This window comes from Bacillus sp. ISL-51, from assembly GCF_018613535.1.
Lineage (GTDB): Bacteria > Bacillota > Bacilli > Bacillales > Bacillaceae > Bacillus.
The window spans coordinates 531643-554879 of record NZ_JAGGQB010000006.1 but is presented as its reverse complement, the minus strand read 5'-3'; the positions used below and the strand labels follow the sequence as shown (position 1 = coordinate 554879).

At 45.3% G+C, this 23237-nt stretch carries 27 protein-coding genes and 1 riboswitch; of the genes, 3 read left to right on the top strand and 24 right to left on the bottom strand.

The features are described 5' to 3' along the window. Nucleotides 1–47: 47 nt before the first annotated feature. The 14 genes from J7E26_RS11605 to J7E26_RS11540 all read right to left on the bottom strand — a co-directional run bounded on the left by J7E26_RS11605 (nucleotide 48) and on the right by J7E26_RS11540 (nucleotide 12990). Nucleotides 48–1145, bottom strand: coding sequence for a sugar dehydratase (locus J7E26_RS11605; RefSeq protein ID WP_251034468.1), 1098 nt, complete (start codon nucleotides 1143–1145; stop codon nucleotides 48–50). After that, on the bottom strand, nucleotides 1081–1665 hold the full coding sequence (sigX, locus tag J7E26_RS11600; protein ID WP_214798927.1) for an RNA polymerase sigma factor SigX: 585 nt from the start codon (nucleotides 1663–1665) through the stop codon (nucleotides 1081–1083). Before sigX ends, J7E26_RS11605 begins: the two co-directional genes overlap by 65 nt. A 189-nt stretch (nucleotides 1666–1854) precedes the next feature. Further along, the gene (locus tag J7E26_RS11595; RefSeq protein ID WP_214798924.1) at nucleotides 1855–3624 is read right to left on the bottom strand and encodes an ATP-binding protein; all 1770 of its coding nucleotides are present in this window, start codon (nucleotides 3622–3624) and stop codon (nucleotides 1855–1857) included. Beyond that, nucleotides 3621–4343 (bottom strand): response regulator transcription factor, encoded by a 723-nt coding sequence (resD, locus tag J7E26_RS11590; protein WP_214798921.1) that lies wholly within the window; start codon nucleotides 4341–4343, stop codon nucleotides 3621–3623. The genes J7E26_RS11595 and resD overlap by 4 nt, the downstream gene beginning before the upstream one ends. Nucleotides 4344–4422: 79 nt before the next feature. Beyond that, complete coding sequence (gene ccsB, locus J7E26_RS11585; RefSeq protein ID WP_214813312.1) at nucleotides 4423–5598, bottom strand: c-type cytochrome biogenesis protein CcsB; 1176 nt, start codon at nucleotides 5596–5598, stop codon at nucleotides 4423–4425. Between the two features lie 18 nt (nucleotides 5599–5616). Then, on the bottom strand, nucleotides 5617–7245 hold the full coding sequence (gene resB, locus J7E26_RS11580) for a cytochrome c biogenesis protein ResB (RefSeq protein ID WP_214798914.1): 1629 nt from the start codon (nucleotides 7243–7245) through the stop codon (nucleotides 5617–5619). Beyond that, on the bottom strand, nucleotides 7242–7781 hold the full coding sequence (resA, locus tag J7E26_RS11575) for a thiol-disulfide oxidoreductase ResA (protein ID WP_214798911.1): 540 nt from the start codon (nucleotides 7779–7781) through the stop codon (nucleotides 7242–7244). The genes resB and resA overlap by 4 nt, the downstream gene beginning before the upstream one ends. Nucleotides 7782–7865: 84 nt before the next feature. After that, entirely contained in the window at nucleotides 7866–8600 is a 735-nt protein-coding gene (gene rluB / locus J7E26_RS11570) for a 23S rRNA pseudouridine(2605) synthase RluB (protein ID WP_214798908.1), read from the bottom strand. Nucleotides 8601–8693: 93 nt separating this feature from the next. Then, entirely contained in the window at nucleotides 8694–9230 is a 537-nt protein-coding gene (spmB, locus tag J7E26_RS11565) for a spore maturation protein (protein ID WP_214798905.1), read from the bottom strand. 4 nt (nucleotides 9231–9234) lie between these two features. Continuing rightward, nucleotides 9235–9825: a nucleoside recognition domain-containing protein gene (locus J7E26_RS11560; RefSeq protein ID WP_214798902.1), complete on the bottom strand. Its 591-nt coding sequence runs from the start codon at nucleotides 9823–9825 to the stop codon at nucleotides 9235–9237. Beyond that, on the bottom strand, nucleotides 9813–10964 hold the full coding sequence (locus J7E26_RS11555; protein WP_214798900.1) for a D-alanyl-D-alanine carboxypeptidase family protein: 1152 nt from the start codon (nucleotides 10962–10964) through the stop codon (nucleotides 9813–9815). Before J7E26_RS11555 ends, J7E26_RS11560 begins: the two co-directional genes overlap by 13 nt. A 113-nt stretch (nucleotides 10965–11077) precedes the next feature. After that, nucleotides 11078–11611 (bottom strand): DUF3907 family protein, encoded by a 534-nt coding sequence (locus tag J7E26_RS11550; protein WP_251034467.1) that lies wholly within the window; start codon nucleotides 11609–11611, stop codon nucleotides 11078–11080. A 40-nt stretch (nucleotides 11612–11651) separates the two neighbouring features. Continuing rightward, nucleotides 11652–12245, bottom strand: a complete 594-nt coding sequence (scpB, locus tag J7E26_RS11545) for an SMC-Scp complex subunit ScpB (protein WP_214798898.1) — start codon at nucleotides 12243–12245, stop codon at nucleotides 11652–11654. Continuing rightward, the gene (locus J7E26_RS11540; RefSeq protein ID WP_214798896.1) at nucleotides 12235–12990 is read right to left on the bottom strand and encodes a segregation/condensation protein A; all 756 of its coding nucleotides are present in this window, start codon (nucleotides 12988–12990) and stop codon (nucleotides 12235–12237) included. Before J7E26_RS11540 ends, scpB begins: the two co-directional genes overlap by 11 nt. A 207-nt stretch (nucleotides 12991–13197) precedes the next feature. On the opposite strand from J7E26_RS11540, the gene J7E26_RS11535 reads away from it, so the two are divergent. Both J7E26_RS11535 and J7E26_RS11530 read left to right on the top strand, forming a co-directional pair. After that, a complete protein-coding gene (locus tag J7E26_RS11535) occupies nucleotides 13198–13287 on the top strand; it encodes a YjcZ family sporulation protein (RefSeq protein WP_214798893.1) in 90 nt (29 codons plus the stop codon). Nucleotides 13288–13375: 88 nt separating this feature from the next. Further along, the gene (locus J7E26_RS11530; RefSeq protein WP_214798890.1) at nucleotides 13376–13900 is read left to right on the top strand and encodes a DUF309 domain-containing protein; all 525 of its coding nucleotides are present in this window, start codon (nucleotides 13376–13378) and stop codon (nucleotides 13898–13900) included. A gap of 87 nt (nucleotides 13901–13987) precedes the next feature. On the opposite strand, the gene J7E26_RS11525 is transcribed toward J7E26_RS11530, so the two are convergent. The 9 genes from J7E26_RS11525 to J7E26_RS11485 all read right to left on the bottom strand — a co-directional run bounded on the left by J7E26_RS11525 (nucleotide 13988) and on the right by J7E26_RS11485 (nucleotide 20646). Beyond that, complete coding sequence (locus J7E26_RS11525; RefSeq protein WP_214798887.1) at nucleotides 13988–14362, bottom strand: GNAT family N-acetyltransferase; 375 nt, start codon at nucleotides 14360–14362, stop codon at nucleotides 13988–13990. A 115-nt stretch (nucleotides 14363–14477) separates the two neighbouring features. Continuing rightward, nucleotides 14478–14942 (bottom strand): 6,7-dimethyl-8-ribityllumazine synthase, encoded by a 465-nt coding sequence (gene ribH, locus J7E26_RS11520; protein ID WP_214798883.1) that lies wholly within the window; start codon nucleotides 14940–14942, stop codon nucleotides 14478–14480. A 31-nt stretch (nucleotides 14943–14973) separates the two neighbouring features. Then, the gene (locus J7E26_RS11515) at nucleotides 14974–16170 is read right to left on the bottom strand and encodes a bifunctional 3,4-dihydroxy-2-butanone-4-phosphate synthase/GTP cyclohydrolase II (protein ID WP_214798881.1); all 1197 of its coding nucleotides are present in this window, start codon (nucleotides 16168–16170) and stop codon (nucleotides 14974–14976) included. 14 nt (nucleotides 16171–16184) lie between these two features. Beyond that, a complete protein-coding gene (gene ribE / locus J7E26_RS11510) occupies nucleotides 16185–16832 on the bottom strand; it encodes a riboflavin synthase (RefSeq protein WP_214798878.1) in 648 nt (215 codons plus the stop codon). Further along, a complete protein-coding gene (gene ribD / locus J7E26_RS11505) occupies nucleotides 16813–17928 on the bottom strand; it encodes a bifunctional diaminohydroxyphosphoribosylaminopyrimidine deaminase/5-amino-6-(5-phosphoribosylamino)uracil reductase RibD (protein ID WP_214798875.1) in 1116 nt (371 codons plus the stop codon). The genes ribE and ribD overlap by 20 nt, the downstream gene beginning before the upstream one ends. Before the next feature lie 131 nt (nucleotides 17929–18059). Further along, a riboswitch (FMN riboswitch) is annotated at nucleotides 18060–18206 on the bottom strand. Nucleotides 18207–18329: 123 nt separating this feature from the next. Continuing rightward, nucleotides 18330–18674: a hypothetical protein gene (locus J7E26_RS11500; RefSeq protein ID WP_214798871.1), complete on the bottom strand. Its 345-nt coding sequence runs from the start codon at nucleotides 18672–18674 to the stop codon at nucleotides 18330–18332. 242 nt (nucleotides 18675–18916) lie between these two features. Then, nucleotides 18917–19492: a signal peptidase I gene (gene lepB, locus J7E26_RS11495; protein ID WP_214798869.1), complete on the bottom strand. Its 576-nt coding sequence runs from the start codon at nucleotides 19490–19492 to the stop codon at nucleotides 18917–18919. Between the two features lie 84 nt (nucleotides 19493–19576). Beyond that, on the bottom strand, nucleotides 19577–20068 hold the full coding sequence (locus J7E26_RS11490) for a CcdC protein domain-containing protein (protein ID WP_214798865.1): 492 nt from the start codon (nucleotides 20066–20068) through the stop codon (nucleotides 19577–19579). A gap of 146 nt (nucleotides 20069–20214) precedes the next feature. Then, on the bottom strand, nucleotides 20215–20646 hold the full coding sequence (locus tag J7E26_RS11485; protein ID WP_061521248.1) for a peptidylprolyl isomerase: 432 nt from the start codon (nucleotides 20644–20646) through the stop codon (nucleotides 20215–20217). Between the two features lie 280 nt (nucleotides 20647–20926). Here J7E26_RS11485 and J7E26_RS11480 point away from each other — a divergent pair, with 280 nt between their 5' ends. Further along, nucleotides 20927–21826 (top strand): DUF1002 domain-containing protein, encoded by a 900-nt coding sequence (locus J7E26_RS11480; protein WP_214798863.1) that lies wholly within the window; start codon nucleotides 20927–20929, stop codon nucleotides 21824–21826. Nucleotides 21827–21875: 49 nt separating this feature from the next. Here J7E26_RS11480 and lysA read toward each other — a convergent pair whose 3' ends face one another. After that, nucleotides 21876–23195, bottom strand: coding sequence for a diaminopimelate decarboxylase (gene lysA / locus J7E26_RS11475; RefSeq protein ID WP_214798860.1), 1320 nt, complete (start codon nucleotides 23193–23195; stop codon nucleotides 21876–21878). Between the last annotated feature and the right edge of the window lie 42 nt (nucleotides 23196–23237).

The window sequence follows — 23237 nt, the reverse complement described above, 5'->3', positions numbered from 1 at the left end:
TCATTCTAGGGGGTCAGTCCCATTAATGTTTTGGGTTTTTATTATGTTTACTGAACAGGAATCGGATTAGGCGCAACGGGCACGGGAACCGGCTTTGTTACATCGTATTCCCCGATCTTTTTTGCACGCGTATGTGCAAACAGCACCTCAGAAAAACCAAATTCCTTCGCGGTAAGCAGCAGCCCTTCAATCATCAAAATCCCCTTTAACGAGTCTTCCGCTGCATGTTTCCCCGAAAATTGAATCCGTAACCGCTGATGGTTTTCACTTTCAGATACGGACGCTATCGAATCAGCGTCAATCACACCGGCCGTATGAGAACCTCTGTCTGTTTTCATTCCGTCAATGGCCTTCTTTACAGAATCATAGGTTTGTTCAGACGGAATAAGATATTCTTGTCCCAGATCGTCGTGATAAGAAAAATACGCCCTGTTTTTCTTCTTCGGTACGGGAATCTCAGTGGATATCCCGTAAGATTTTCCGAACTCCAGTCCGGCGCCGTTTTGAATGTTTGTGACTTTGATTCGTTCATAAGGGCTCCATGTCAGTGTTTCTTTCAGCATTTTTTTTAATAATTCTGCTTCTGCTGAGGATTCAATCGCCACACGCCGGTTTATTTGCACAAGCAAATCCTTCTCGTCCGCCGTCACTTGAACACCGTCCAAAAGTTCCGGAACAGACATAAAAGAATCCGGTACTTTTAAGTCTCTGCCTTCTGTCAGCGCTTCTTGAACCGACTCGTTCTGCTTCTTCTTTTCAAAACTGAGGGGGATCACTGCAGACGTTTTAGAATCCGCAAACGCCATGGTAATGTACTTGTTTTTTTCTTTTTTTGAGACGACAAATGTTTTCTGATCCGGCTTGGCGGGGTCTGCCTGACTGGTTTTTACAGTTCGCCGCTCATCAGCAGCAAGCTGGCTGCCGGATTCATTTTTTGTCAGCAGATGAGGAGATATCATAAGAGCGATGCACAATGCGTATGCAGTGGCTGCGGCGGGGCCAATCCAGGTTCGGACCGGTTTTTTCCTGTATTTTACGGTTTGAATGTTCTGGTAAATGGCTTCAGGTGAACGATGGTCTCTAACCGCCGGAAGTTGTCTTAACAACTCCTTTACTCTTTCTTCGTTCCAGTATGACTTCATCATCCATTAGCTCCTCCCTCAAAAGCTCCATCTGTTTCCGAAGTACCTTGAGCCCTCTGTGTTGGGTCGTTTTGACTTTGCTTTCCGAGAAGCGGAGAGCGGCGGCTGTTTCCTGAATGGAATAACCCTGAATAAATCTCAAGATAATAACAGCCCTTTGATCGATGGTGCAATGATCAAGCGCAGTATAAATTTCCCGGACATTTTCGTGCTGAACGGCAAGTTCGTCCGGAAGCAAATGCTGATCTCTGACATCTTGTGTATCCCAATCAAATGTACCCATAATACGCTGTCTGATCGTTTGCTGCTTGCGAAACCAGTCAATCGCCACATGGCGCGCAATCGACAAAAGCCATGTTTTTTCACTGCTTCTTCCTTCGAATGTATGATAAGAATTCAAGACGCGGATATACACTTCCTGCGCCAAATCCTCGGCCTGGGTCTTATCCTTTACCATATAAAACAAAAACTGGTATAAATCTTGATGGTATGTATCATATAATATCTGAAAGGTTTCTTCCATGGGAAGCCCCTCCGTTCACTTTTTTGTCGTAAAAATGGGTTGAAAAGTTACATTACAACTATATTACGAGAAACTGGAATTTGGAAGGGAATTTATATTAACATATTCTTAAATTTTTAAGGGAGAAATAAATAAAAACACCCGCCGGATATGCGGGTGTTTCGTATGGAACAAGATTGTTCGTCAATTTCAGACGCCCTCTTGCGTTTTTGTCGGAATATAAAAGGTAAACGTCGTTCCCTTGTCGATTCTGCTGTGCACCGCAATCGAACCGCCGTGGGCTTCCACGATGTTTTTAACGATGGCAAGACCAAGCCCCGTGCCTGCCCTTCCTCTTGTCCGCGCTTTATCCGCTTTATAAAAACGCTCGAAAATAAAGGGCAGATCCTCCTCCGGAATACCAGTGCCGGAATCCTTGATATCGATCTTCAAACCGTCTTTTACGGTTTGGGCGGCGATATGAACGCTTCCGCCGGACTCGGTATGGCGCAGTGCATTGTCAATGAGATTCGTAAAGACTTGCTCCATTTTGTCCTCATCAAACGTACATTCTGGTTCCATCACTGATATATCTTCTGTAAGCGCAACTCCCTTTTCCTTGGCTACTCCGAAAAATTTGCGGGAGATTTTCTCAAGAAATTCATGCAGATTAACTTTCTCATAATGAAGCCCCGTATGGCCGGATTCCATTCTCGCCAAATCCAGCAAATCATTTACGAGCCTTCCCATGCGCAGGGATTCATCGTATATAATTTGGGCAATCTCTTTTTTGTCATCTTCCGTGCTTGCAATATCGTCCACTATCGCTTCACTGTACCCTTGCAGCATAGAGATGGGCGTTCTGAGTTCATGACTGACATTGGCAATGAAATCCTCGCGCAATTTATCAAGCCTGCGTTCTTCAGTCATATCCCGGAGCACGGCCACAGCGCCGCGAACATGTGATTCCGCATAAAGTGGCGACATCAAAAGCACCCATGACCTTCCTTGAAGTGTCATTTCAATCATTTGTTCTTTTTCTGTGCTGACGGCATTTTGGAACAGCTCTTTTGCTTCCGGCGGAAGATTGTCATCTTCTTTTATATTCATATTCTGCTCATAATACCAGGCTTGCAGGAAACGTTCAGCCGGCGGATTGGTCACCAAAATGGTGCCGTCGATATTAATGGTGATGACCCCGTCGGCCATGCTGCTTAAAATGTTCGACAGCTGTTCTTTTTCCTGATTCAAGGCATTAATATGAAAATTGAGCTGCCGGCCCATCTGGTTAAAAGCAATGGCGAGCTCCCCGATTTCATCTTGAGTGAGGATCGGAATTTTCGTGTCAAACTTTCCCTTTGCCAGATCCTGTGCGCCCTCCCGCATTTTTCGAAGCGGGTACGTTACCCTGCTTGATAAAAAGAAGGCAAAAAACGTCGTCAGCACAATGGCAATACCCGCGGCAAGAAAGATGTAACGGGTCGTATGTTTAGTCGTGTCTTTTACAGCAAGCAGTGACTGTGATAAAAAGACCATGCCTTTTTTGCCGTCTTTTTCATACGGCACTCCGACGATCAGCCGTTCAGTGTCATTCGGCCCGGCGCGTTTGCTGACTTTTTTATGGCTGTTCAGCGCTTTGTGTAAATCACGGTCACGTTCAATTTGCGACAACGTAATGGATGATAAATGATTATCATCATTAGGCGAATACCAAACATGTTTATCATCCTGAATGATCGCAATGCTCGTTAGATTGTCAGCCAGCTCCCACGTAATGGATCTTGCCAAAGCCTGGTCTTCATGGTTTTCTAAAATGACCGCAACTTTATCGGCAAGCTGTGTTAAATCTTCTTCCGCTTCTTCGACGTGATAATTTTCTATAAATTCCAGCAAAAGGACGGTTAAAATGAATAATACGATTAACACGAGCGAAAGAATGGTAAACCAAAGCTTTCCTACTACGCTTTTCCAAAACTTCATTCAGCGCCTACCTCAAATTTGTACCCTACTCCCCATACGGTGACGATTTTTTTCGCCGCTCCCGGAGAAACTTTGTTTAACTTTTCACGAAGCCGTTTTACATGAGTGTCCACCGTTCTGAGATCACCGAAAAATTCGTACTGCCACACTTCTTTTAAGAGCTTTTCCCGGTCATAGACCTTATCAGGCGTTTTCGCCAAAAAATACAGAAGCTCGTATTCCTTCGGCGTCAAGCTCACTTCCGTTCCGTCTGCGGTAACTCTGTGGGCATCATGATCGATTGAAAGATGAGAAAAAACAAGCACATTTTTAGTCGGCGTATTGGCGGAAAAATATGACGTTTGGGAAGCCCTTCTCAAAAGCGCCTTCACACGAAGCACCACTTCTCTTGGGCTGAAAGGCTTCACGATATAGTCATCCGTTCCGGCTTCAAACCCCTGCACGCGGTTGGCTTCTTCCCCTTTTGCAGTCAGCATAATGATCGGAGTCGCTTTTTTTTCTCTGAGCTGGCGGCAGACTTCTATTCCGTCTGTTCCCGGCATCATTAAATCAAGCAGCACGAGATCATAATCTGATGCAAGCCCCATCTTTATGGCTTCATCACCGTTTTCCGCTTCTTCAATCACGTAGTTTTCCCGTTCAAGGTACATTCTTAAAAGGCGGCGAATTCTGGCTTCATCATCTACTACTAATATTTTAGTTTCATTTGTTTGATCCATCGTTTTCCCCCTGCTTTCCTTCTGTTACTATCATTTTAACAAACTGTGCGGCGGCTTGAGAACTGTATCGCTTTCCGGTCTATGCGTACGAATGAAGTCCGGCAAGCACAAGATTCACAAAAATTAAGTTAAACATAATAATGGCAAATCCGATCACAGCAAGCCATGCTGATTTCTCGCCATGCCAGCCCCTTGACAGCCGCAAGTGCAAGTAAGCGGCGTAAAATAAAAAGGTGATGAGGGCCCAAACTTCTTTCGGGTCCCAGCCCCAAAACCGCGTCCATGCAAGCTGCGCCCAAATCATCGCAAACACGAGGGCGCCGAGAGTAAACACCGGAAAGCCGATGGAAACGGCGCGGTAGCCGACTTCATCGACCAAATCCAGGTTCACATTCTTTACGAGCGGACTGATAAATGCGCTGATTCTTTTTCTGAGTATCAGCCTGAGTGCGCCGTATAACACAAGCGCCGCACCAAACGACCAAATTACCGTATTTACTTTTCTGCCTGAAAAAATGGCGGGAAGCTCAATGACCGGCTTCATCGCGCCTTCTGTGAGCAGTTCTCCATCATGCGGCCCGACAAGTGCGGGCATATCGTATACCATGACACTTTTATTCTGTTTTTTATCCACCCAATTAAACTCAGCTTTATAATCAGCAAGCCGGAATGCCGATGTGACCGCGATAAACGCCACGGCCGTCACGAGGATAAACATAATGACTTCAAGCCAAAACGTTTTTTTGCTCGGCTTTGACTGGTCGACATGTTTTAACAGAAATATAACCCCGGCGACAAAGCTGATGGCAAGGATAGCTTGCCCGAGTGCCGCTGTCGTCACGTGAATATACAGCCAATTGCTCTGCAGTGACGGAATTAGAGGCGTAATATCTGTCGGAAACATGCTTGCGTAAGCAATAAGCAGCAGCGCAATCGACAATGTAAACATTCCTAAAGACGGCAGCTTATAAATAAAGTAAAGAATAATAAAAGCAAGGACAAGCATCATGCCGAAAGACGTGGTAAATTCAAACATATTGCTGACAGGCGCATGACCGCTTGCAGCCCATCTCGTAATGAAGTAGCCGAGATGACATAGAAATCCGATAACCGTTAAGGTGATTCCAATTGCCGCCCAGCGGCCCTTTCCGTCCTTTTTGCCTTTAGTTCCCCGGATGGCGCCGCCGAAAATAGGGACGGCGATTAAATAAATCAAAAAGGCAGCATAAAGAAAATTTGCGCTCAGCTCCGCCATGACACCACTCCTTTTTCACTAGGCCTTATTTTTCGTCAGTTCTTTTTGATCAGCCGGTTCTGAAATCCCTGTTCCGTTTAGAGCATATTCGATATCCTTTTTCAAACCGAACCAGTTTTTGTTCGTATGTCCCGCCACCAGCACTTCTCCGTCTCCTGTATGCAGCCAGATTCTTCTGTGCTGCCAATACATGCCTTGAATGACACCGATCATAAAGATCGCACCGCCGACGGCAAGAACCCATAAGGTTAAATCCTTTCTGACGGTAAGGCCTGTAATGTTTTTCGTTTCGACATGATCAAATTTTAATTTGTACTTATTATGGCCCGAGCCCTCAACCGTCTGCTGGATCGCAACAAAGCTTTTCTCCCCTTTCGGTTTGTCAGGCGCAATCACCTTAAAGACAAAAGCCGGATTATTAGGGACCTTGGTTTTTGTGCTCGGTTCTCCGTCCTTGTTAAAATAAAAATCAGGAAGATAGCTGGCGATCTGCACTTTGTAACCGTTACCAAGATCATAGTCCGTATCAGGATCAAGAAGGTTAATCTTCAGCTTCCCAAATGATTGTTTTGTTTTTTGGTCAATCAGCTGAAATACCATTTGATCCAGCTGGTTTTCTTTATAGTCCACTTGATAAACGGAAAAGGAATCAAAACGCAGCGGTTCATTGACACGGATATTTTCTTCTTTTATTCTTTTAAGCTTCGGTTTTTCTCCAAATACAATATCGCCTTCCCTCTTGTAAAGAACGGCATCCGTCTTAAAGGTTTTGGCGACCTTGCCGTTTCCTGCCCTGTCAATGGCGTCGGCGAAAACTTTATCTTCGTTTTTTTTGTTATACGTCTGCATGCTGAATTGGTTATTCTTCAAATAATATTTGCCGTCAGTGCCGGGAATCGGAGCAGTTTCGCCTTCCCGGACCCAGAGGGTTTCATCGACATACATTCCGGGTACAAACCTCAGCATTGCACCGATAAGAAAAATGATCAGGCCAATATGGTTCACATAAGGTCCCCATCTCGAAAAGCGGCCTTTTTCAGCAAGAATGCTTCCCTCTTTTTCTCGCAATCTATAATGTTTTTTCTTTAATTGGGTTCTGATTCTGTCCGCCGTGTCATCGGTCAGCTCGGTTTCTGTCCGGCTGTACAGACGCTGCCTTCTTAAAAAGACCGGATTTCGACGCACGCCCTGATTCTTGAGCGCTCTGTAAAGGGGAATCACCCGATCCAGGCTGCAAATGACGAGAGAAACACCGATGGATGCGATCAGAAGCATATACCACCAAGAGCCGTATAAATGGTGAAGGCCTAAAAGATAATAGATTTTGCCGATCGTGCCGTATTGCTGTTCATAGTATGTATCTGGCTGGGCGCCCGGCGGCAAATAGGCTTCCTGCGGAAAAATGGTGCCGAATGCCGACGCGGCAAGTGTGATAACGATCAGCCATATTCCGACTTTAACGGAAGAAAAGAAATTCCATATCTTATCAATAATTGTTTTATTATACGTTTGTGAACGCCTTGCGCTGCCGTCATACCTCATATCGGCAAGCTGCGCCTGATGATCATCGAGCGGCCTTCCGCAAGATTCACATAATACCGTCCCGGCGGGATTAATATGTCCGCATTCGCATTTGACCTTTTTCATGAAGACGCCTCCGGCTTAATTAAATTCATATAGTCATGAACCATGCGCTCTGTCATTGTGACGGTCACCACTTTAACGATTTTCCCCTCGGGATTGATTAAAAAAGTTGTCGGCAGCGGCGATACGCCGTATGCGTCCAGCACTTGGCGGTCACTATCGAGCGCAACCGGGAAATTGACGCCGTATGATTTCATAAAGTTATGTACTGCAATTTTTGATTCTCCGACATTTACCGCAACCACCTCGACACCGAGGTCTTTAAAATGCTTATATTGGTTTGCCATGTAGGGAAATTCCTGTTTGCACGGATCGCACCACGTCCCCCAGAAATTCAGGAAAACACCTTTTCCTTTTAATTGACTCAGCTCTATGAGCTTGCCCTCCGTATCTTTCAGCGCGAAATTCGGGGCCTTGGACCCCTCAGATATACGTTCCCCATTCGTATAGACAGCATTGTAAATGGTATATCCGAGCGCGCAGAGTAAGATGAGAAGGATGCCGGTCCGAATGAATAAACGCCGCCGTTTTTTGTTCATTGTTCACTGCTCCCCTCCCCTGCTTGCAAATCCATTCAATTATATCACTTTCACGTTTTGTAATTTTTGAAGGTTATGTGAAAATTAGAAAGCGTTTTTACCGTGTTCAGCTAATGCTCTCAGACGTTTCACCTCATGCGGCGTCAGCTCTCTTGCATCCCCCGTGCGCAGGCCTCTTAAGTCTAAAAACGCGTATACCTCGCGTTTAAGTTTCAGCACGTCATGGCCGATCGCTTCGAACATGCGGCGGACCTGTCTGTTTCGCCCTTCATGAATGGTCAGCTGGATAATGCTTGTCTGTTTTCTTTTGTCCAAAGAAAGCAGCTTCGCCCTGGCCGGCGCTGTTTTGCCTTCTTCAAGCTGGATGCCGCGCTCAAGTTTTCGAAGAAGTTCTTTTGAAGGAATTCCTTTGACTTTCGCGACATACGTCTTATCAATTTCGTATTTCGGGTGCATGAGTTTGTTGGCAAACTCGCCGTCATTTGTCAGCAATAAGAGTCCGCTCGTATCATAATCAAGACGGCCGATCGGATAAATGCGCTGGGGAACTTCCTTGAAAAAGTCGGTTACCACTTTACGCCCTTTGTCGTCCTCGGCAGCAGAAATCACTCCCCTCGGCTTATAGAGAAGAAAGTACACAGGCTCTTCCCGTTCCACCTTTAATCCGTTTACTTCAATTTGATCAGAGCCGGTTACTTTTACGCCGAGCTCTGTTATTACTTTTCCATTCACCTTTACTTTTCCTTCTTTGATCAGCTCTTCTGCCTTTCTGCGTGATGCCACGCCGGCGTGAGCAATAACTTTTTGCAGTCTTTCCATGTCTTTCACCTCAAGTATAATCTTACTTTTTTCCCCCTGAACAAACAAGCTTTTTCAAGGAGCAGTTATTCTGGTATATAAAAAGCGCCTGATTCAGGCGCTTCCAAATAATAACGTAACAATGATGATTGATGCAACCACCCCGATCAAATCGGCGAGAAGACCTACCTTTAACGCATCTCCCATTTTTTTGATTCCGACTGCTCCGAAGTACACGGTGAGAACATATAAAGTCGTGTCCGTTGACCCCTGCATGACCGATGCCAGCCTGCCGATAAATGAATCAGGGCCGTACACGGCGATGAGATCTGTCGTCATGCCAAGCGCCGCTGTACCTGAAATCGGACGGATCAATGCAAGCGGCACCACTTCAGCGGGGATGCCGATTGCTGTAAAGACGGGCTTAAACATTCCCATCACGAAATCAAGCGCGCCTGATGCCCGGAATACAGTAATGGCAACAAGCATCCCCACCAAATACGGAATAATGGAAAAAGCAATCTCAATTCCTTCCTTTCCGCCTTCAACGAACGATTCATAGGTCGGAACTTTTTTAATGGTGCCGTAAATAAGAATGCCGGCGATAATAATCGGAATCATCGCCAAAGACAGCCAATTGACCACTTCCATTCGTTTACCTCCCCTTCTTTTTGCGGCGATAGAAGAAATAGCGGTCGATCAAAATCGCGCCGATTCCTGATATCAAGGTCGCCAAAATGGTCGGTCCGACGATATCGGTCGGCGCCTTTGCCGAATAAGCCATCCGGACGGCGATTACGGTTGTCGGTATCAAGGTAATGCTTGACGTATTCACCGCCAAAAAGGTAATCATGGAACGGCTGGCCTCCGTCCGGTTTTCGTTCAGCTTTTTCATTTGTTCCATTGCTTTAATGCCAAGCGGGGTGGCGGCATTTCCCAATCCGAAAAAGTTTGCCATCAAATTGGATAAAATATATCCCATTGCCGGGTGGTCAGGCGGAATATCAGGAAAGAGCTTCGAAATAAACGGACGGCATATCCTGCTGAATATATCCAAAAGCCCCGACTGCTCGGCTATTTTCATCAGTCCAAGCCAGAAAACGAGGACGCTCATCAGTCCGAATGAGATTGTCACCGCTTCTTTGGCCCCTTTAAAAACAGCTTCATTCACATCAGGCAGGGTTCCGTTATACATCGCAAATACAAGTCCGATCACCGTCAGGGCGACCCAGATTAAATTGACCATTTTGCCCCGCCCGCCGCGCTCATAAACAGACTCGTAAATGTTTCGATGAAGTGTTTTTTCGGTTTTTTATGTCGTTCATTTTCGTAATAGACCGGCAGTTTGGCGATAATTTTCCCGTCGTGCATGACGGTCATCCGGCCGACGACATCAGGAATTAATGACGCGTCCTTTTTCCAGGCTTTTTTCGGTTTGATCAAGGTAGTGCTGATTTTAACATCTTCGATTTCGTCTTCTTTTAATAGATAGCTGACATCACGGTTGATAAAGGCGTGTTTCCCGTAAAATGTGTTTTTCAGCTTCGGTATTTCTCCTTTTTTGGCGACGATATAGGTTTTATAATGTTCAAATACATAGTTAAACATATTCATATGGTCATCCCAATCGTCCGGATCATTAATAGTGACCGCGATCAGATCTGTGCCGTCTTTTGAAGCGGTCGAGACCAAAGTCCGTCTCGCCATTTTCGTAAAGCCCGTTTTTCCGCCGGTGCTGTAAGGATAAAGTCCCGTCAGCAGCTTATTTTTATTTTTCCACACCCTGTCCATTGTTTCTGCTTTATATCTTTTCGTTCCGGAGACGGTCCGATATTCTTTTATTTTCATCGCGTACTTTGTCAAAAGCGCCATATCATAAGCGGTTGAATATAAATTTTCATGGTCGTCCAGCCCGTGGGGATTTTGGAATTTCGTATTTTCCATTCCGATTTGCTCCGCTTTTTGATTCATCATAAATACAAATCCGTCAAGGCTGCCGCCCACATACTCAGCAATCGCTGCAGCGGCGTCATTTCCCGATCTCAGCATGAGCCCGTAGACAAGGTCCTTCAGTTTGACCTTTTGTCCCGGCTGCACGTAAATCGCTGAGCCTTCTGTTTTCACGGCATTTGGAGAAATCGTGACGGTTTCTTCCATCTTTCCCGATTCAATCGCGAGTACGGCTGTCATGATTTTGGTAATGCTTGCGATCCGCCGTTTATGGTGTTCATCTTTTGCAAATAAAACCCTGCCTGATGTTCCGTCAATGATAATCGCGCTTTTTGCGCTGACATGTATTTGGGCATGTGCTGTATTGCCGTCTATGATGGAAAGAAGAAAAAGAAAAGCCAGAAGGAATACAACAGCTTTTTTTGGAAAGCGCATGAATGCTCACGTCCTTGTTGTGGTTTGTACAAGTTTATGCGCATGTCCATGACTTATGATTAACATTTACGTTCCGTTCAGCATAAAAAAACTCTCCCGGATGGGGAGAGTTTTTATCTGACAGTAGCGATGTTTGAACCTGAGGCTTCGTATTGCGCCAGCTCTTCCCGCATGTGCAGAAAATCCCGGCTGAGCGCCAGGAGCAAGCCTCGCAGCGAGTCCGGCACACGCTGATAAAATTGAATCGCGCTTTGATCTGTATAAGCCGCACGGCTGTTTTCATACCACGTGTCTTTTTTCGGCATAAAAAATTCTTCTACGCACTGATGATATACTTTATACAGCATTTTTTCCGCACTTGCCTCATGAAACGGCTCCTGGATTAAGAGCCGGCGGCAGGCCTCCTGAGCACCTTCGCAAAAGACGGTCATTCTTCTCAAAACACTGAGCACGTCCTGACAATACGCTTCATCCGCCCCTCCCGAAGCCTGCATATCCGGTAATGTTGTATGGTTTAAATATCTGCTGACCATCGTGACAACCTTGGCTAAAAATTCTCCTGTTTCTTCTGTATGGGCCCTCACAATCGAATTTCCCATTCTGTCCGTTTCCTTCCTCTCCTGTACTTTGCATCTTGCGTCATTCATCAATGGCCTTTCCCTACTATCGTATGATGAAAAACTGCTATTATTTTATATCCTCAAAAGTTTGGTTAAAGTTTTCAAAAAATAAATCGGCTTCCTCTTGAAGAACGTCTTCCTCCCCATGCTCAGGCAATGGCGGCAGTTCGTCCAATGTTTTCAAGCCGAATTGCTCAAGAAACACCGGTGTCGTGCCGTATAAAATCGCCCGGCCGGGGCCGTCGGCGCGCCCGACCTCACACAGCAGCGCTTTTGACACGAGGCTGTGCAAAATCCGTTCTGATTTCACTCCCCGGATATCTTCAATTTCCGCCCGTGTGATCGGCTGTCTGTAAGAAACAATCGCCAGAACTTCTAACGAAGCCTGCGATAACCCTTTTGACGGCACTTCAATTAATTTTTTCAAATACGGAACGAACTCTTTTTTTGTTGAAAGCATATACGTATCCGCATACTCGGTAAGCTCGATGCCTCTGTTTTCTTCCCGGTACTGGGCGGCGACTTCTTCCATTATTCCGGCCAGTTCCGCCTCTTCTATTTCAAGCACCGTTACTAATTGCTTTTTGGTCAGCCCTTCATCACCCGCCGCATACAGCAGGGCCTCCACAATTGCCTTCCAATTCACGATATCAAGCGCCATGAATGGATTCACTCCCCGTAATGTATATATCTGAAAAGTTTTCTTCCTGCTCAATCAGGATCAGCTGATTTTTCATCAGCTCAAGAACAGCTAAAAAAGTCACGACTAGATGGTCTTTTTGCTCATACGGAAAAAGCTCCATAAAGTTCATTCTTTTTCCCGCCGTCTTAAGGCTTTTTACGATTTCGTTCATTCTCTCTTCAATCGGAATTTCCTGTCTTGCAATGGTCGTTTCTTTCGGCCGCGTAATTTTTTTCCGCTGCAGCACCTTTTGAAACGCGCCGATCATATCATAGACGGTAACTGACAGTTTCTGCTCCGTCTGTTTTATTTCTTTCGCATACTCACTTAAATCACTCGGCGGCTTGGTAAAAGATTTTTGTCTTTCCTCTTCCCGCTCTTTTAAATCCTTCGCAGCGCTTTTATATTTTCTATACTCAATCAGCTTTTCAATCAGCTCATCGCGAGGGTCTTCTTCTTCAAGCATTTCATCTTCAAAAAGCTCTTCCTCTTGTTTCGGAAGCAGCATTCTGCTTTTAATGCTGAGCAGGGTCGCCGCCATGACTAAATATTCGCTGGCTACGTCAAGCTCAAGCACTTGCATTGTATGTACATATAATAAATATTGTTCTGTAATGGTTGCCACGGGTATGTCGTATATGTCGATTTCCAGACGGTTAATTAAATGAAGCAGCAGGTCCAATGGGCCTTCAAACGTATCTATTTTCACTTGATATTCTACCATTATCTCACCATTTTCAATATCACTCTCATTGCCGGAAAAACTGGCTATCCTTTAGTATAATCCACCAAAATGCTCTCGTCCAATACTTTTATAAATGCGCTCTGTTATTTAGAAAATACTGAAAAAGAAGATACCCGCCTATACCTTAAAAGGCGGATACACATATGATACTCGTGTAAACATGAAACAAAGGGAGGCTGATTGTACATGGGTGGAACCTGTTTCGGCGGAGGATTTGCATTAATTGTCGTTCTGTTCATTTTGCTCGTTGTCGTAGGAGCGTCTTACATCTGCTAGTCCGGCAGGAAGCAGAAATCAAGCCGCTCTTTTTTTCCTTTTATTAGCGCTGTGTTACACTAGGCTTAGCATAAAAGGAGGAAGCGGCTTGTATCCAAAAGCTTATATCGGCTTTTTAGCCGAATTTCACGCAACAAGAGATTATTTTGAATGTCATGAACTGTTAGAGGAATATTGGAAAGAACGTCCGCCTAAGGAGCGGAACATCTATTGGGTCGGGCTGATTCAGCTTGCCGTCGCTTTATACCATCAGCGGAGGCAAAATGAAGCCGGCGCCAAACGGCTGATAGCCAACAGTCTACGTATTCTGCGGTCTGAAGAACAGGCTGTCTGTTCTCTCGGACTGAGTTATCCGCGGCTGATTGAGCTGATTGAATCGCTGTCAGACGATATAAAAGCAGGCTCACCGTACAAAAGCGTCATGCTGCCGATTATCGACGAAAGCCTGAAGGAGGCATGTCTCGCAGAATGCCGCCGGAAAGGATATACGTGGGGGCAAAACAGCATATTAACTGATACCTTTCTTATCAATAAGCATCGTCTGCGGGACAGGACGGATGTCATCATGGAACGCAAGCGGCAAATCGAGAGAAGAAAAAAAAACAGAGGCTGACCGCAAGCCTCTTTTCGTATACAAAACCAAAGCCCGAAACAGGATTGCCGTTTCGGGCTTTGCCACAGGAAGGCGCTTTTGCCTTCCTTAGTTATTATATGAGATATCTTGATCTGTTTGATGTTGACAGCGTTCAAAAAAGCTTTGCGTTAATTCATTTGGAACGATCGCCTCTGTTTTAAATAAACGTTTTAAGGCGTCCATCATTTGTTTTCCGATTCCTTGATGGCGGTGAGAAGGATTCACGCTGATATGGCGGATTTCAACTTCAGAATCTTTTTTTTCGATTCCGATCGCTCCGACGATATCTTCATCCTCTTTCCAAAGAAAGAGCTGGCGGCCAGTATCCGTTTCATAGTCCTTCATTGTCTGCTGAAGCTGCTTGAGATCTTTTTCATTCGGCATAAATGACAGAAGACCCATCGCAATCTTTTCAAACGATTTTTTATAACGAATTAACATAAAAACCCCTCTGTATCCAAAATGTCCATTCATGTCTATCAAACGGATAAATAAAGGTGATCCGTTTTCTCACATTATATCATTTTCGCCGCGGTTTTAAACTCTTTTCAACAAATTATTCAAATGAACGGTTTAAATTTACCATTTCAATGGCGGATACTGCGCAATCCGCTCCCTTATTTCCCGCCTTCGTACCGGCGCGCTCGATGGCTTGTTCAATGGTTTCCGTTGTCACGATGCCGAAAATAACCGGCACGCCCGTCGTGTTTCCCGCCTGCGCAATTCCTTTCGCGGCTTCGTTGCAGACATAGTCGTAATGCGTTGTCGCTCCTCTGATGACGGTGCCGAGTGTAATGATGGCATCGTATTTTTTCGTTTCCGCCATTTTTTTCGCTGCAAACGGAATTTCAAATGCTCCCGGCACCCAGGCAACGTCGATATTGCCTGACTCTACGCCGTGGCGAAGCAATGTATCTTCCGCACCGCTTAACAGCTTGCTTGTAATAAATTCATTAAATCTGCCGACGACGATTCCGATTTTGAGTCCTGTTCCAACTAGGTTTCCTTGTATAATATTCATATGATATCCATCCTTTTTGTGTGTTTTGTTTTTAGAAATGAAGCAGGTGTCCGAGTTTTTCCATTTTGGTTTGCAAATATTGTTTGTTATGCTCTTTTGCTTCCATTTGAAGGGGGACCCGCTCGGAAATGCTGAGGCCGTATCCTTCAAGGCCTGCGATTTTACGGGGGTTATTGGTCAGAAGATTCATATTCTGAACCCCTAAATCACGGAGTATTTGAGCGCCGATGCCGTAATTGCGCAAATCAGGCAAAAAGCCGAGCGCTTCATTGGCTTCAACCGTGTCATATCCTTGTTCCTGCAATTGATACGCTTTTAATTTGTTAATTAAGCCGATACCTCTCCCTTCCTGGCGCAAATACAATAAGACACCCCTGCCTTCTTCAGCAATTTGCGCAAGTGCTGCGTGCAGCTGAGGTCCGCAATCACAGCGGTGGGAAGCAAACACGTCGCCCGTCAGGCATTCTGAATGCACTCTGACCAGAACAGGCTCCTCATTAAACGGCACATCCCCCATCACAAAGGCGAGATGTTCTTTTCCATCAACTTCGTTTGTGTATCCGTAAACGCGGAAAGTTCCGAAGTCAGTCGGAAGCGTAATGTCAACTTCTCTGTTGACGAGCGTTGTGATGTTGTAGCGGTACTCTATTAAGTCTTTTATCGTAATCATTTTCAGCTGATGCCGTTTAGCGATTTCAGCTAATTCGGGAACTCTGGCCATCGTTCCGTCTTCATTCATAATTTCACAGATGACTCCGGCTCCTTGCGATCCGCAGGCTTCCGCAAGGTCAACCGCCGCTTCCGTGTGGCCTGCCCTCTTCAGGACGCCGCCTTTTTTTGCAATTAACGGAAAAATATGTCCAGGCCGCTGAAAATCAGCAGACACAGATCCTTCATCAAGCAGCGCCTGAATGGTAAAAGAACGTTCTTGTGCGCTGATTCCCGTTTTTGTCAGCCTATGGTCAATGCTTACCGTAAAAGCGGTCTGATGGGAATCGGTATTATGATCCACCATCGGATGAAGGTCCAGCCGGCCTGCGATGTCTTCACAAAGCGGTGTGCAGATCAGGCCTCTCCCGTGTGTTGCCATAAAATTCACCACTTCAGGCGTGGCATGTTCAGCAAGCGCTACGAAATCTCCCTCGTTTTCTCTGTCTTCATCATCGACAACGATGATGACTTCACCTTTTTTCAGCGCTTCTAACGCCTCTTCTATCGGATGAAACATATCGATCTTCCTCTCTAAAAGCCGTTCTCGCTTAAAAAGGCTTCTGTGATAGTTTGATTGCTCTTGTTTTGATCTGTTTTGTGCAAAAAGCAATATAAGTATTTCCCGATCATGTCACACTCAATATTTACGATAGAGCCGACGGTTTTCGTCTGAAAAATCGTTTCTGAGATCGTATGCGGGATGACCGATACCGTTACGCTTTCGTCCGTTAAACCGAAAATCGTTAAGCTGACGCCGTCCACCGTAATAGAGCCTTTTAATACAAGCGTTTTCGTTAATTCGGATGACAGTTTCAAATCGTAATATACGGCGTTGCTTTTTTTCTCTATCCGCGTAATCTCCGCCGTTCCGTCCACGTGGCCTGAAACAAAATGGCCGCCGAAACGCCCGTTTGCAGACATTGCTCTTTCCAAGTTGACTTTACTTCCTTTTGATAAGCCGTTCAGCGATGTCGCTTTTACTGTTTCCGGCATGACATCAACCGTAAATTGAGCGTTCGTAAAATCGGTTACGGTCAGGCAAATGCCGTTGACGGCGATGCTGTCGCCAAGCTTCACATCTTTTGTCACTTTTGAAGCCGCAATGGTTAAAGCCATGGAAAGGCCTGTCTTTTTCATTGTTTGGATCGTGCCTGTTTCTTCAACGATTCCTGTAAACATCGTCACCATCCTTTTCATCTTGAGGTTTGGCCGTCAATTTAATATCCGGTCCGATTTGGGTAATTTGTGTGAATTGTAAATGGGGGACATCTTTCATTGATTGAAAACCTTCACCGGAGATTAAGCTGGGAGCAAGCGTTCCTCCGATCAGTTTAGGGGCAAAATAAAAATGAAGCTCTTGAAAACAGCCTTCCTTGACAAAACTTCCGTGTACGGATGCTCCGCCTTCCACATATACCGACATAATGCCGTTTTCAGCCAGAATGCCGAGTACCTCTGGAATGTGAATCCGGTCTGTTTCAAGCGAAAATATTTTGATTCCGAGAGCGGCAATCCGATTTTTCTTCTGCTCGTCAGCACCGTTCGCCGTAAAAATCCATGTCGGCGCAGCTCGGTCAGAGATGACGTTTGCCGTTTCAGGAATAGTCAGTTTTGTGTCAAGAATGACTCTGACAGGCTGCTTCGGCGTATCAGGAAGCCTGCAGGTTAAGCTCGGATTATCGGCTTTGACAGTGCCTGCGCCGACAAGAATGCTTTGATGCGATTTCCTGTATTGCTGGGCATCAAGCCTGGCCGCCTCTGATGTAATCCATTTGCTGTCGCCCGTTTGGGTCGCAGTTTTCCCGTCAAGGCTTGCGGCTGCTTTTAATGTAACGTACGGAAGTCCCGTCCGCATGAAGTGAAGGAACATCTTATTAAGCTCTTCTGCCTGATGCTTTAGAATACCTGTTGTCACTTCAATGCCCGCCGCTTCTAACATACTGATGCCTTTCCCCGCAACAAGCGGGTTGGGATCTTTCATGGCGATAAATGCCCTTTTTACTCCTGACTCTATGATCAGTTCGGCGCACGGCGGCGTTTTTCCGTAATGGCTGCACGGCTCAAGCGTTACGTAGATATCAGCACCCTTGGCATGCTCACCGGCCATTCTGATAGCGTGGACCTCCGCATGGGCCTCTCCGTATTTTAAATGAGCGCCCATTCCGACAATATGTCCGTCCTTGACGACAACCGCACCGACAAGCGGATTGGACTGTGTCTGTCCTTCGCCCCGTTTGGCAAGCTCTATCGCCGTATTCATATAGTATTCTTCCATTTCTTTATCCCTCCCTTCTTTACGCAATTTGGCGTCAAAAAAGCCCCGAATGTTTACACAGTTCGGGGCCTCGCCATTTTTTAACCATAGGAAATAAGACTATGCAACGTGTTCATTTTTGCATAGCTTCTCTCATCCTTCTCCCATCCAGACTTTCACTGTCGGCTTCAGCTTTTCACTGAATCCACCGTATGCGAATGCATACGGGTCACGGGCTGTAAAGCGCATAGCGCCTTATTACCGCCGGTCGGGATTTTCACCCAGCCCCGAAGGATACAATCAATATTTTTTTGTCCTTAGTCGCTATTATAACGATCCTTTACAGAAGGCGCAATGAATAAACACTTAAAATTTTTAGAAAAAAACAAAAAGCGCCCTTTTTACATAAGAGGCGCCGCTCGTTATTCATTTATTTTGACGACCTTCAGCAAACCGTCAATCCGGTTGGATTTACTGAAATAGGCCTTGATTTTATCTCCTTCTTTAATATCAGAAAGATCTTGCTGCAGCTTTTCACCGTTAAAAATGATTTTTGTTCCGTTTGCTGCCGTACCGTGATATTCAGAACCGTCGATTTTCGTAATTTTGTATGTTTTCGTCGTATATTCTTCTTTTTCCTGGGACAGGGTTTGTCCGATTGCAGTCGGCACGTCTTTCAGCTCAATATCGTTAATCACCATGAAGCCGCCCGCCAGTAAAAGCAAAAGCACAACTAAAATGGTTAACTTTGTTTTTATTCTTCCCATTTTTTAACCTCCAGCGTATATCAATCTATTCATTATTATGTAATATTCCTTTTTTCATGAATAGAAAACCGTTGTTCCATAAAGAGTTATTCATATAACGTTCCGTAAAGGGAATATGTTTCATCTATCTGTAAAACTTTCTATCTATTTTATAGATATACGAATTTATGTTCTGTTTTTGAGGGTGGGGACGAACATTTATAAAAAAAGCAGTTTTCTTATAAAGAAAACTGCTAGGTGTGTTACTTCGTCCGGCGTATTTCGTTAAACGGGAAGAAGACGAATTTTGCTGTGCCGGCAATTTGTTTTTTCGTGAAAAGCCCCAGCCCGTTGCGGCTGTCCATAGATTCTCTGCGGTTATCACCCATCACGAAATACTTATCATCCGGCACCTTCACAGGACCGAAGTCATCCGTTAATCGGTCAAAGCCCTCTTGCTTCGCTTTTTTCTTATTAACCGCCAAATAAGGTTCTGACACTTTTTTTCCGTTAATGTACAGCTGGTCGTTTTTCATTTGCACCGTGTCGCCCGGAAGTCCGATAATGCGTTTTACGTAGTGCTCATTCTCCCCGTTCAAGACAACGATTTGACCCCGTTTAAACTCGCTTATGTATTTGACCGTCATATTGACAAAAATCCGCTCGCGGTCATGCAGGGTCGGATCCATTGATTCACCGTCAACGACATAAGGAGCAAATAAAAAGTTGCGGATGAGCACTGCCAGGATGACAGCGATGATGATGGCTTTTGCCCAATCCAGCAGGACGCTTTTTTTAGAAGTTTTTTCTTTTTCTGATTTCAACTGATTTCCTCCCATTAGCCATGGTCTTTTTTATTTTACCATGAATCCCTGTACAGAAGGCAAATAAGGCGCCGCGGAGTTATCCATTTTTTTCTTTTTTCACAATCCGGTTTTGCTGATTTTCCTGAATTTCACAAAGCTTCCGATCCGCCAAATGCATAGGTACACAAATGCCAGCTCCATTGTTAATACCGTAAATTCAGCCGCATCAATGTTTTTAAAATATTGGCTTAACACGATACGGATTGCAATGATCGATATAATGACATATTTAAAGTTTTTATTCCGTTTCGAATAGACAAACCCGTCTTCACGAACTTCATATGCGGTTTGCGACAGCATGACGGCGCCAAAAAGCGCTCCTAACAGGCCGGCGATGGCGAGCTCCCAATAAGCGGGAAAATGAAATGGCTTTCCCGGTATATTCATGAGCTGGCTGATGCTGAAGGAGAAAACAATCGCGATTATAATAAGCGGCGAGATGATGCCGAAGCCTCCGCCTCTAATAGGCCGGTTTCCCTTTTTTGCTCTGAACCAAATAATAAGTGCAATACATATGATGACAAATAGAGCTATTGCCAATTGAACCAAAGTTTCTACCTCTTTTCTTTTTTGTCCGTCTTTATCACTATACCAGAAGGATCACGGCTGTTCATATATGTATATTTTCACTTTTCCATATGAGATTTATCATGTACAAAAAAAAGCCCGCCTTTATAGGGCGGGCTTTTCTCTCATTAACCTTCTACACGGACTTCTTTCATTTTATCGCCGTTAGACATGTTTTTCGCATGCTCTAATCCGCTTGTTACTTTTCCGAAAACAGTGTGAACACCGTTTAAATGCGGCTGCGGCTCATGCACGATAAAGAATTGGCTTGAGCCTGTGTCTTTACCGGCGTGCGCCATTGATAAAGAACCGGCTTCGTGCTTGTGCGGGTTGCCTTCCGTTTCACATTTGATTGTTTTTCCGCTTCCTCCCATGCCTGTCCCGGTCGGGTCTCCGCCTTGGCTTACAAAGCCCGGAATGACGCGGTGGAAAATCACGCCGTCATAAAATCCCGTGTTTGCCAGCTCTTCAAAGTTGGCAACCGTGTTTGGCGCTTCATTCGGATAAAGTTCAAATTCAATTCTGCTGCCGTTTTCCATTACTATGTAACCAGTTTTCATTCTCATTCCTACTTCCTTATTGTTTTGTCAAAGCCTCCCGCAATTGAATTTCAATTGTAAGCCGGCCTTCTTTTTGATATTCTCTTGAAGGAAGAAGCGTTTGCTCTTCTTTTCGCGGCTATTATACCACACCTTCAGCCGGAAAACGAATCTCCCCGCTTCAAAGAAAGAAAATGAAACCAGAACAGCTTCACAGCCGTCTATGTATCGGAACTGTCTTATGCAGTCCCTCACGAACCGCCTTAAGACGGCGTTTGTGAAAAGAAGGAGGTTAACCGCTTTGAAAAAAATGTGGATTGGAATGCTGGCGGCGGCCGTCGTATTGTTTACAATACCGAAAATCAGCCTTGCCGATGCCGCTGTCGGAGATGTCATCGTCACGCTTGGGGCAGACCTATCAAGCACAGACCGTCAAAAGGTGCTTGACGAATTAAATGTGCCAGATAACGCGACGAAAGTAACCGTCACAAATAAAGAAGAACATGAATATCTAGGAAAATATATATCTAAGGCGCAAATCGGCACAAGAGCGATTTCTTCATCATCCATCACGGTGGCAAAGAAAGGCTCGGGTCTTGATGTTAAGACACATAATATTGATTCCATTACGGATGAAATGTACTTAAACGCCCTGATGACAGCGGGGGTAAAAGATGCGAAAGTATATGTGACGGCTCCGTTTGAAGTGTCAGGAACCGCAGCGTTAACGGGCATCATTAAGGCATATGAGGTTTCATCTGACAAGGCTATTTCTGAAGATGTTAAACAGGTTGCAAACCAGGAGCTTGTGACGACTTCAGATCTCGGAGATAAAATCGGGGATAAAAACGCCTCAGCGCTTATCGCAAACATTAAAGAGGATTTTGCGAAAAACGGTGTGCCGGATACGAAAGCCGGTATTGAGAAGAAAGTCGATGACGCGGCTTCGAACCTGAACATCACATTGACCGACGCTCAAAAAAACCAGCTTGTTTCATTGTTTAATAAAATGAAAAATGCCAAGATTGACTGGGGCCAAGTCGGTGATCAGCTCGATAAGGCAAAGGATAAAATTACAAAGTTCATTCAATCGGATGAAGGTAAAAGCTTTATTCAGAAAGTCATAGATTTCTTCGCTACCATTTGGAATGCGATTGTGTCTGTATTTACAGGCGGCAGCCAATCAGGGTCAAACGGCTGAAGCTGAAAAAAGAGACCGGACTGAAACGTCCCGGTCTCTTTTTTGTATTTTACTGTTTGACTCCCGTTTTAAACGGTAAGTCTAATTTCACAATGTCTTCGTAGGTTTCTCTTTTAATGACAAGATGCGCTTCGCCGTCCTCCACAAATACGACAGCCGGACGCGGAATGCGGTTGTAGTTGTTGGCCATACTGTAACCGTATGCTCCCGTACAGAAAACAGCGAGAAGGTCACCTTCCTTCACTTCTGGAAGGTCAATATCCCATATGAGCATATCTCCGCTTTCACAGCATTTTCCCGCGATCGAAACCGTTGTGTCATGGTTTTCCCCGATTCTGTTTGCCGAAATGGCTTCATATTTGGCCTGATAAAGCGCCGGACGGATATTGTCACTCATGCCGCCGTCAACCGCCGCATATTTACGGGTGCCGGGCACTTCTTTTTGAGACCCGATGGAATACAGCGTTGTTCCCGCGTCACCGACAAGCGAGCGTCCCGGTTCAATCCAGATTTCCGGAATGTCAAAGGAATAACGCGCTGCATTTTCTTTTACGGCTTCTATGATCTTTTCTACGTAAACAGCGGGATGAAGGGGCTCATCCTCTTCGGTATAACGGATTCCGAAGCCGCCGCCTAAGTTCAGCACCTCGGAGACAAATCCGTATGATGCTCTCCATTCATTCAGTTTGGCGAAGATTTTTTCTGCGGCCAGCACAAAACCCGCGGTATCAAAAATCTGCGAGCCGATATGGCAATGCACGCCGAGAAGATGGATATGTTTTGATTGTAAAACTTGTTTGATCGCCTTCTCTATTTGACCGTTATGCAGATCAAAGCCGAATTTGGAATCTTCCTGCCCTGTCGTAATGTAGTCATGCGTGTGAGCCTCTACCCCCGGTGTAATCCGCAAAAGCACATCCATCGTGCGCCCTGACTCGCTGCATAGATCCGCAAGTAAAGAAATTTCATAGAAGTTATCAACGACGATGCATCCGATTTGATGATCCAGCGCCATTTGTAATTCTTCCCGGCTTTTATTATTGCCGTGAAAATGTATACGCTCCGCCGGAAACCCCGCTGAAACGGCCGTATACAGCTCTCCTCCGGACACAACGTCCAATGAAAGCCCCTCTTGTTCAGCAAGCTGAATCATCGCAACGGATGAAAACGCCTTACTCGCATATGCGACCTGCGCCTTTAAATCTGCTGCAATGAAAGCCTGTTTAAAGCTTTTAGCGCGCTCACGTATTAAAGCCACATCATAAACGTAAAGAGGCGTGCCGTAATGCTCTGCTAAATAAAGCGCATCCACCCCTCCAATTTCCAAATGACCTAGTTTGTTTTGTCTGCTTGTGCCATGTAAGAACAATGCTCATTCCCTCTTTCTGATCCGCATATGGGTGAAAAGGAC

Bases quoted from the DNA above. Each gene is read 5' to 3' on its own strand.
- J7E26_RS11500 (WP_214798871.1), bottom strand. From the start codon at position 18,674: ATGGGAAGAATAAAAACAAAGTTAACCATTTTAGTTGTGCTTTTGCTT.
- J7E26_RS11540 (WP_214798896.1), bottom strand. From the start codon at position 12,990: ATGGTAGAATATCAAGTGAAAATAGATACGTTTGAAGGCCCATTGGAC.
- J7E26_RS11525 (WP_214798887.1), bottom strand. From the start codon at position 14,362: ATGTTAATTCGTTATAAAAAATCGTTTGAAAAGATTGCGATGGGTCTT.
- rluB (WP_214798908.1), bottom strand. From the start codon at position 8,600: ATGGAAAGACTGCAAAAAGTTATTGCTCACGCCGGCGTGGCATCACGC.
- J7E26_RS11535 (WP_214798893.1), top strand. From the start codon at position 13,198: ATGGGTGGAACCTGTTTCGGCGGAGGATTTGCATTAATTGTCGTTCTG.
- J7E26_RS11595 (WP_214798924.1), bottom strand. From the start codon at position 3,624: ATGAAGTTTTGGAAAAGCGTAGTAGGAAAGCTTTGGTTTACCATTCTT.
- J7E26_RS11605 (WP_251034468.1), bottom strand. From the start codon at position 1,145: ATGATGAAGTCATACTGGAACGAAGAAAGAGTAAAGGAGTTGTTAAGA.
- J7E26_RS11515 (WP_214798881.1), bottom strand. From the start codon at position 16,170: ATGTTTCATCCGATAGAAGAGGCGTTAGAAGCGCTGAAAAAAGGTGAA.
- ribE (WP_214798878.1), bottom strand. From the start codon at position 16,832: ATGTTTACAGGAATCGTTGAAGAAACAGGCACGATCCAAACAATGAAA.
- J7E26_RS11550 (WP_251034467.1), bottom strand. From the start codon at position 11,611: ATGAATGACGCAAGATGCAAAGTACAGGAGAGGAAGGAAACGGACAGA.
- ribD (WP_214798875.1), bottom strand. From the start codon at position 17,928: ATGGAAGAATACTATATGAATACGGCGATAGAGCTTGCCAAACGGGGC.
- sigX (WP_214798927.1), bottom strand. From the start codon at position 1,665: ATGGAAGAAACCTTTCAGATATTATATGATACATACCATCAAGATTTA.
- scpB (WP_214798898.1), bottom strand. From the start codon at position 12,245: ATGGCGCTTGATATCGTGAATTGGAAGGCAATTGTGGAGGCCCTGCTG.
- J7E26_RS11560 (WP_214798902.1), bottom strand. From the start codon at position 9,825: ATGGTCAATTTAATCTGGGTCGCCCTGACGGTGATCGGACTTGTATTT.
- J7E26_RS11555 (WP_214798900.1), bottom strand. From the start codon at position 10,964: ATGCGCTTTCCAAAAAAAGCTGTTGTATTCCTTCTGGCTTTTCTTTTT.
- J7E26_RS11485 (WP_061521248.1), bottom strand. From the start codon at position 20,646: ATGAAAACTGGTTACATAGTAATGGAAAACGGCAGCAGAATTGAATTT.
- ccsB (WP_214813312.1), bottom strand. From the start codon at position 5,598: ATGGCGGAGCTGAGCGCAAATTTTCTTTATGCTGCCTTTTTGATTTAT.
- ribH (WP_214798883.1), bottom strand. From the start codon at position 14,942: ATGAATATTATACAAGGAAACCTAGTTGGAACAGGACTCAAAATCGGA.
- spmB (WP_214798905.1), bottom strand. From the start codon at position 9,230: ATGGAAGTGGTCAATTGGCTGTCTTTGGCGATGATTCCGATTATTATC.
- resA (WP_214798911.1), bottom strand. From the start codon at position 7,781: ATGAACAAAAAACGGCGGCGTTTATTCATTCGGACCGGCATCCTTCTC.
- lepB (WP_214798869.1), bottom strand. From the start codon at position 19,492: ATGGGAGGAAATCAGTTGAAATCAGAAAAAGAAAAAACTTCTAAAAAA.
- resD (WP_214798921.1), bottom strand. From the start codon at position 4,343: ATGGATCAAACAAATGAAACTAAAATATTAGTAGTAGATGATGAAGCC.
- resB (WP_214798914.1), bottom strand. From the start codon at position 7,245: ATGAAAAAGGTCAAATGCGAATGCGGACATATTAATCCCGCCGGGACG.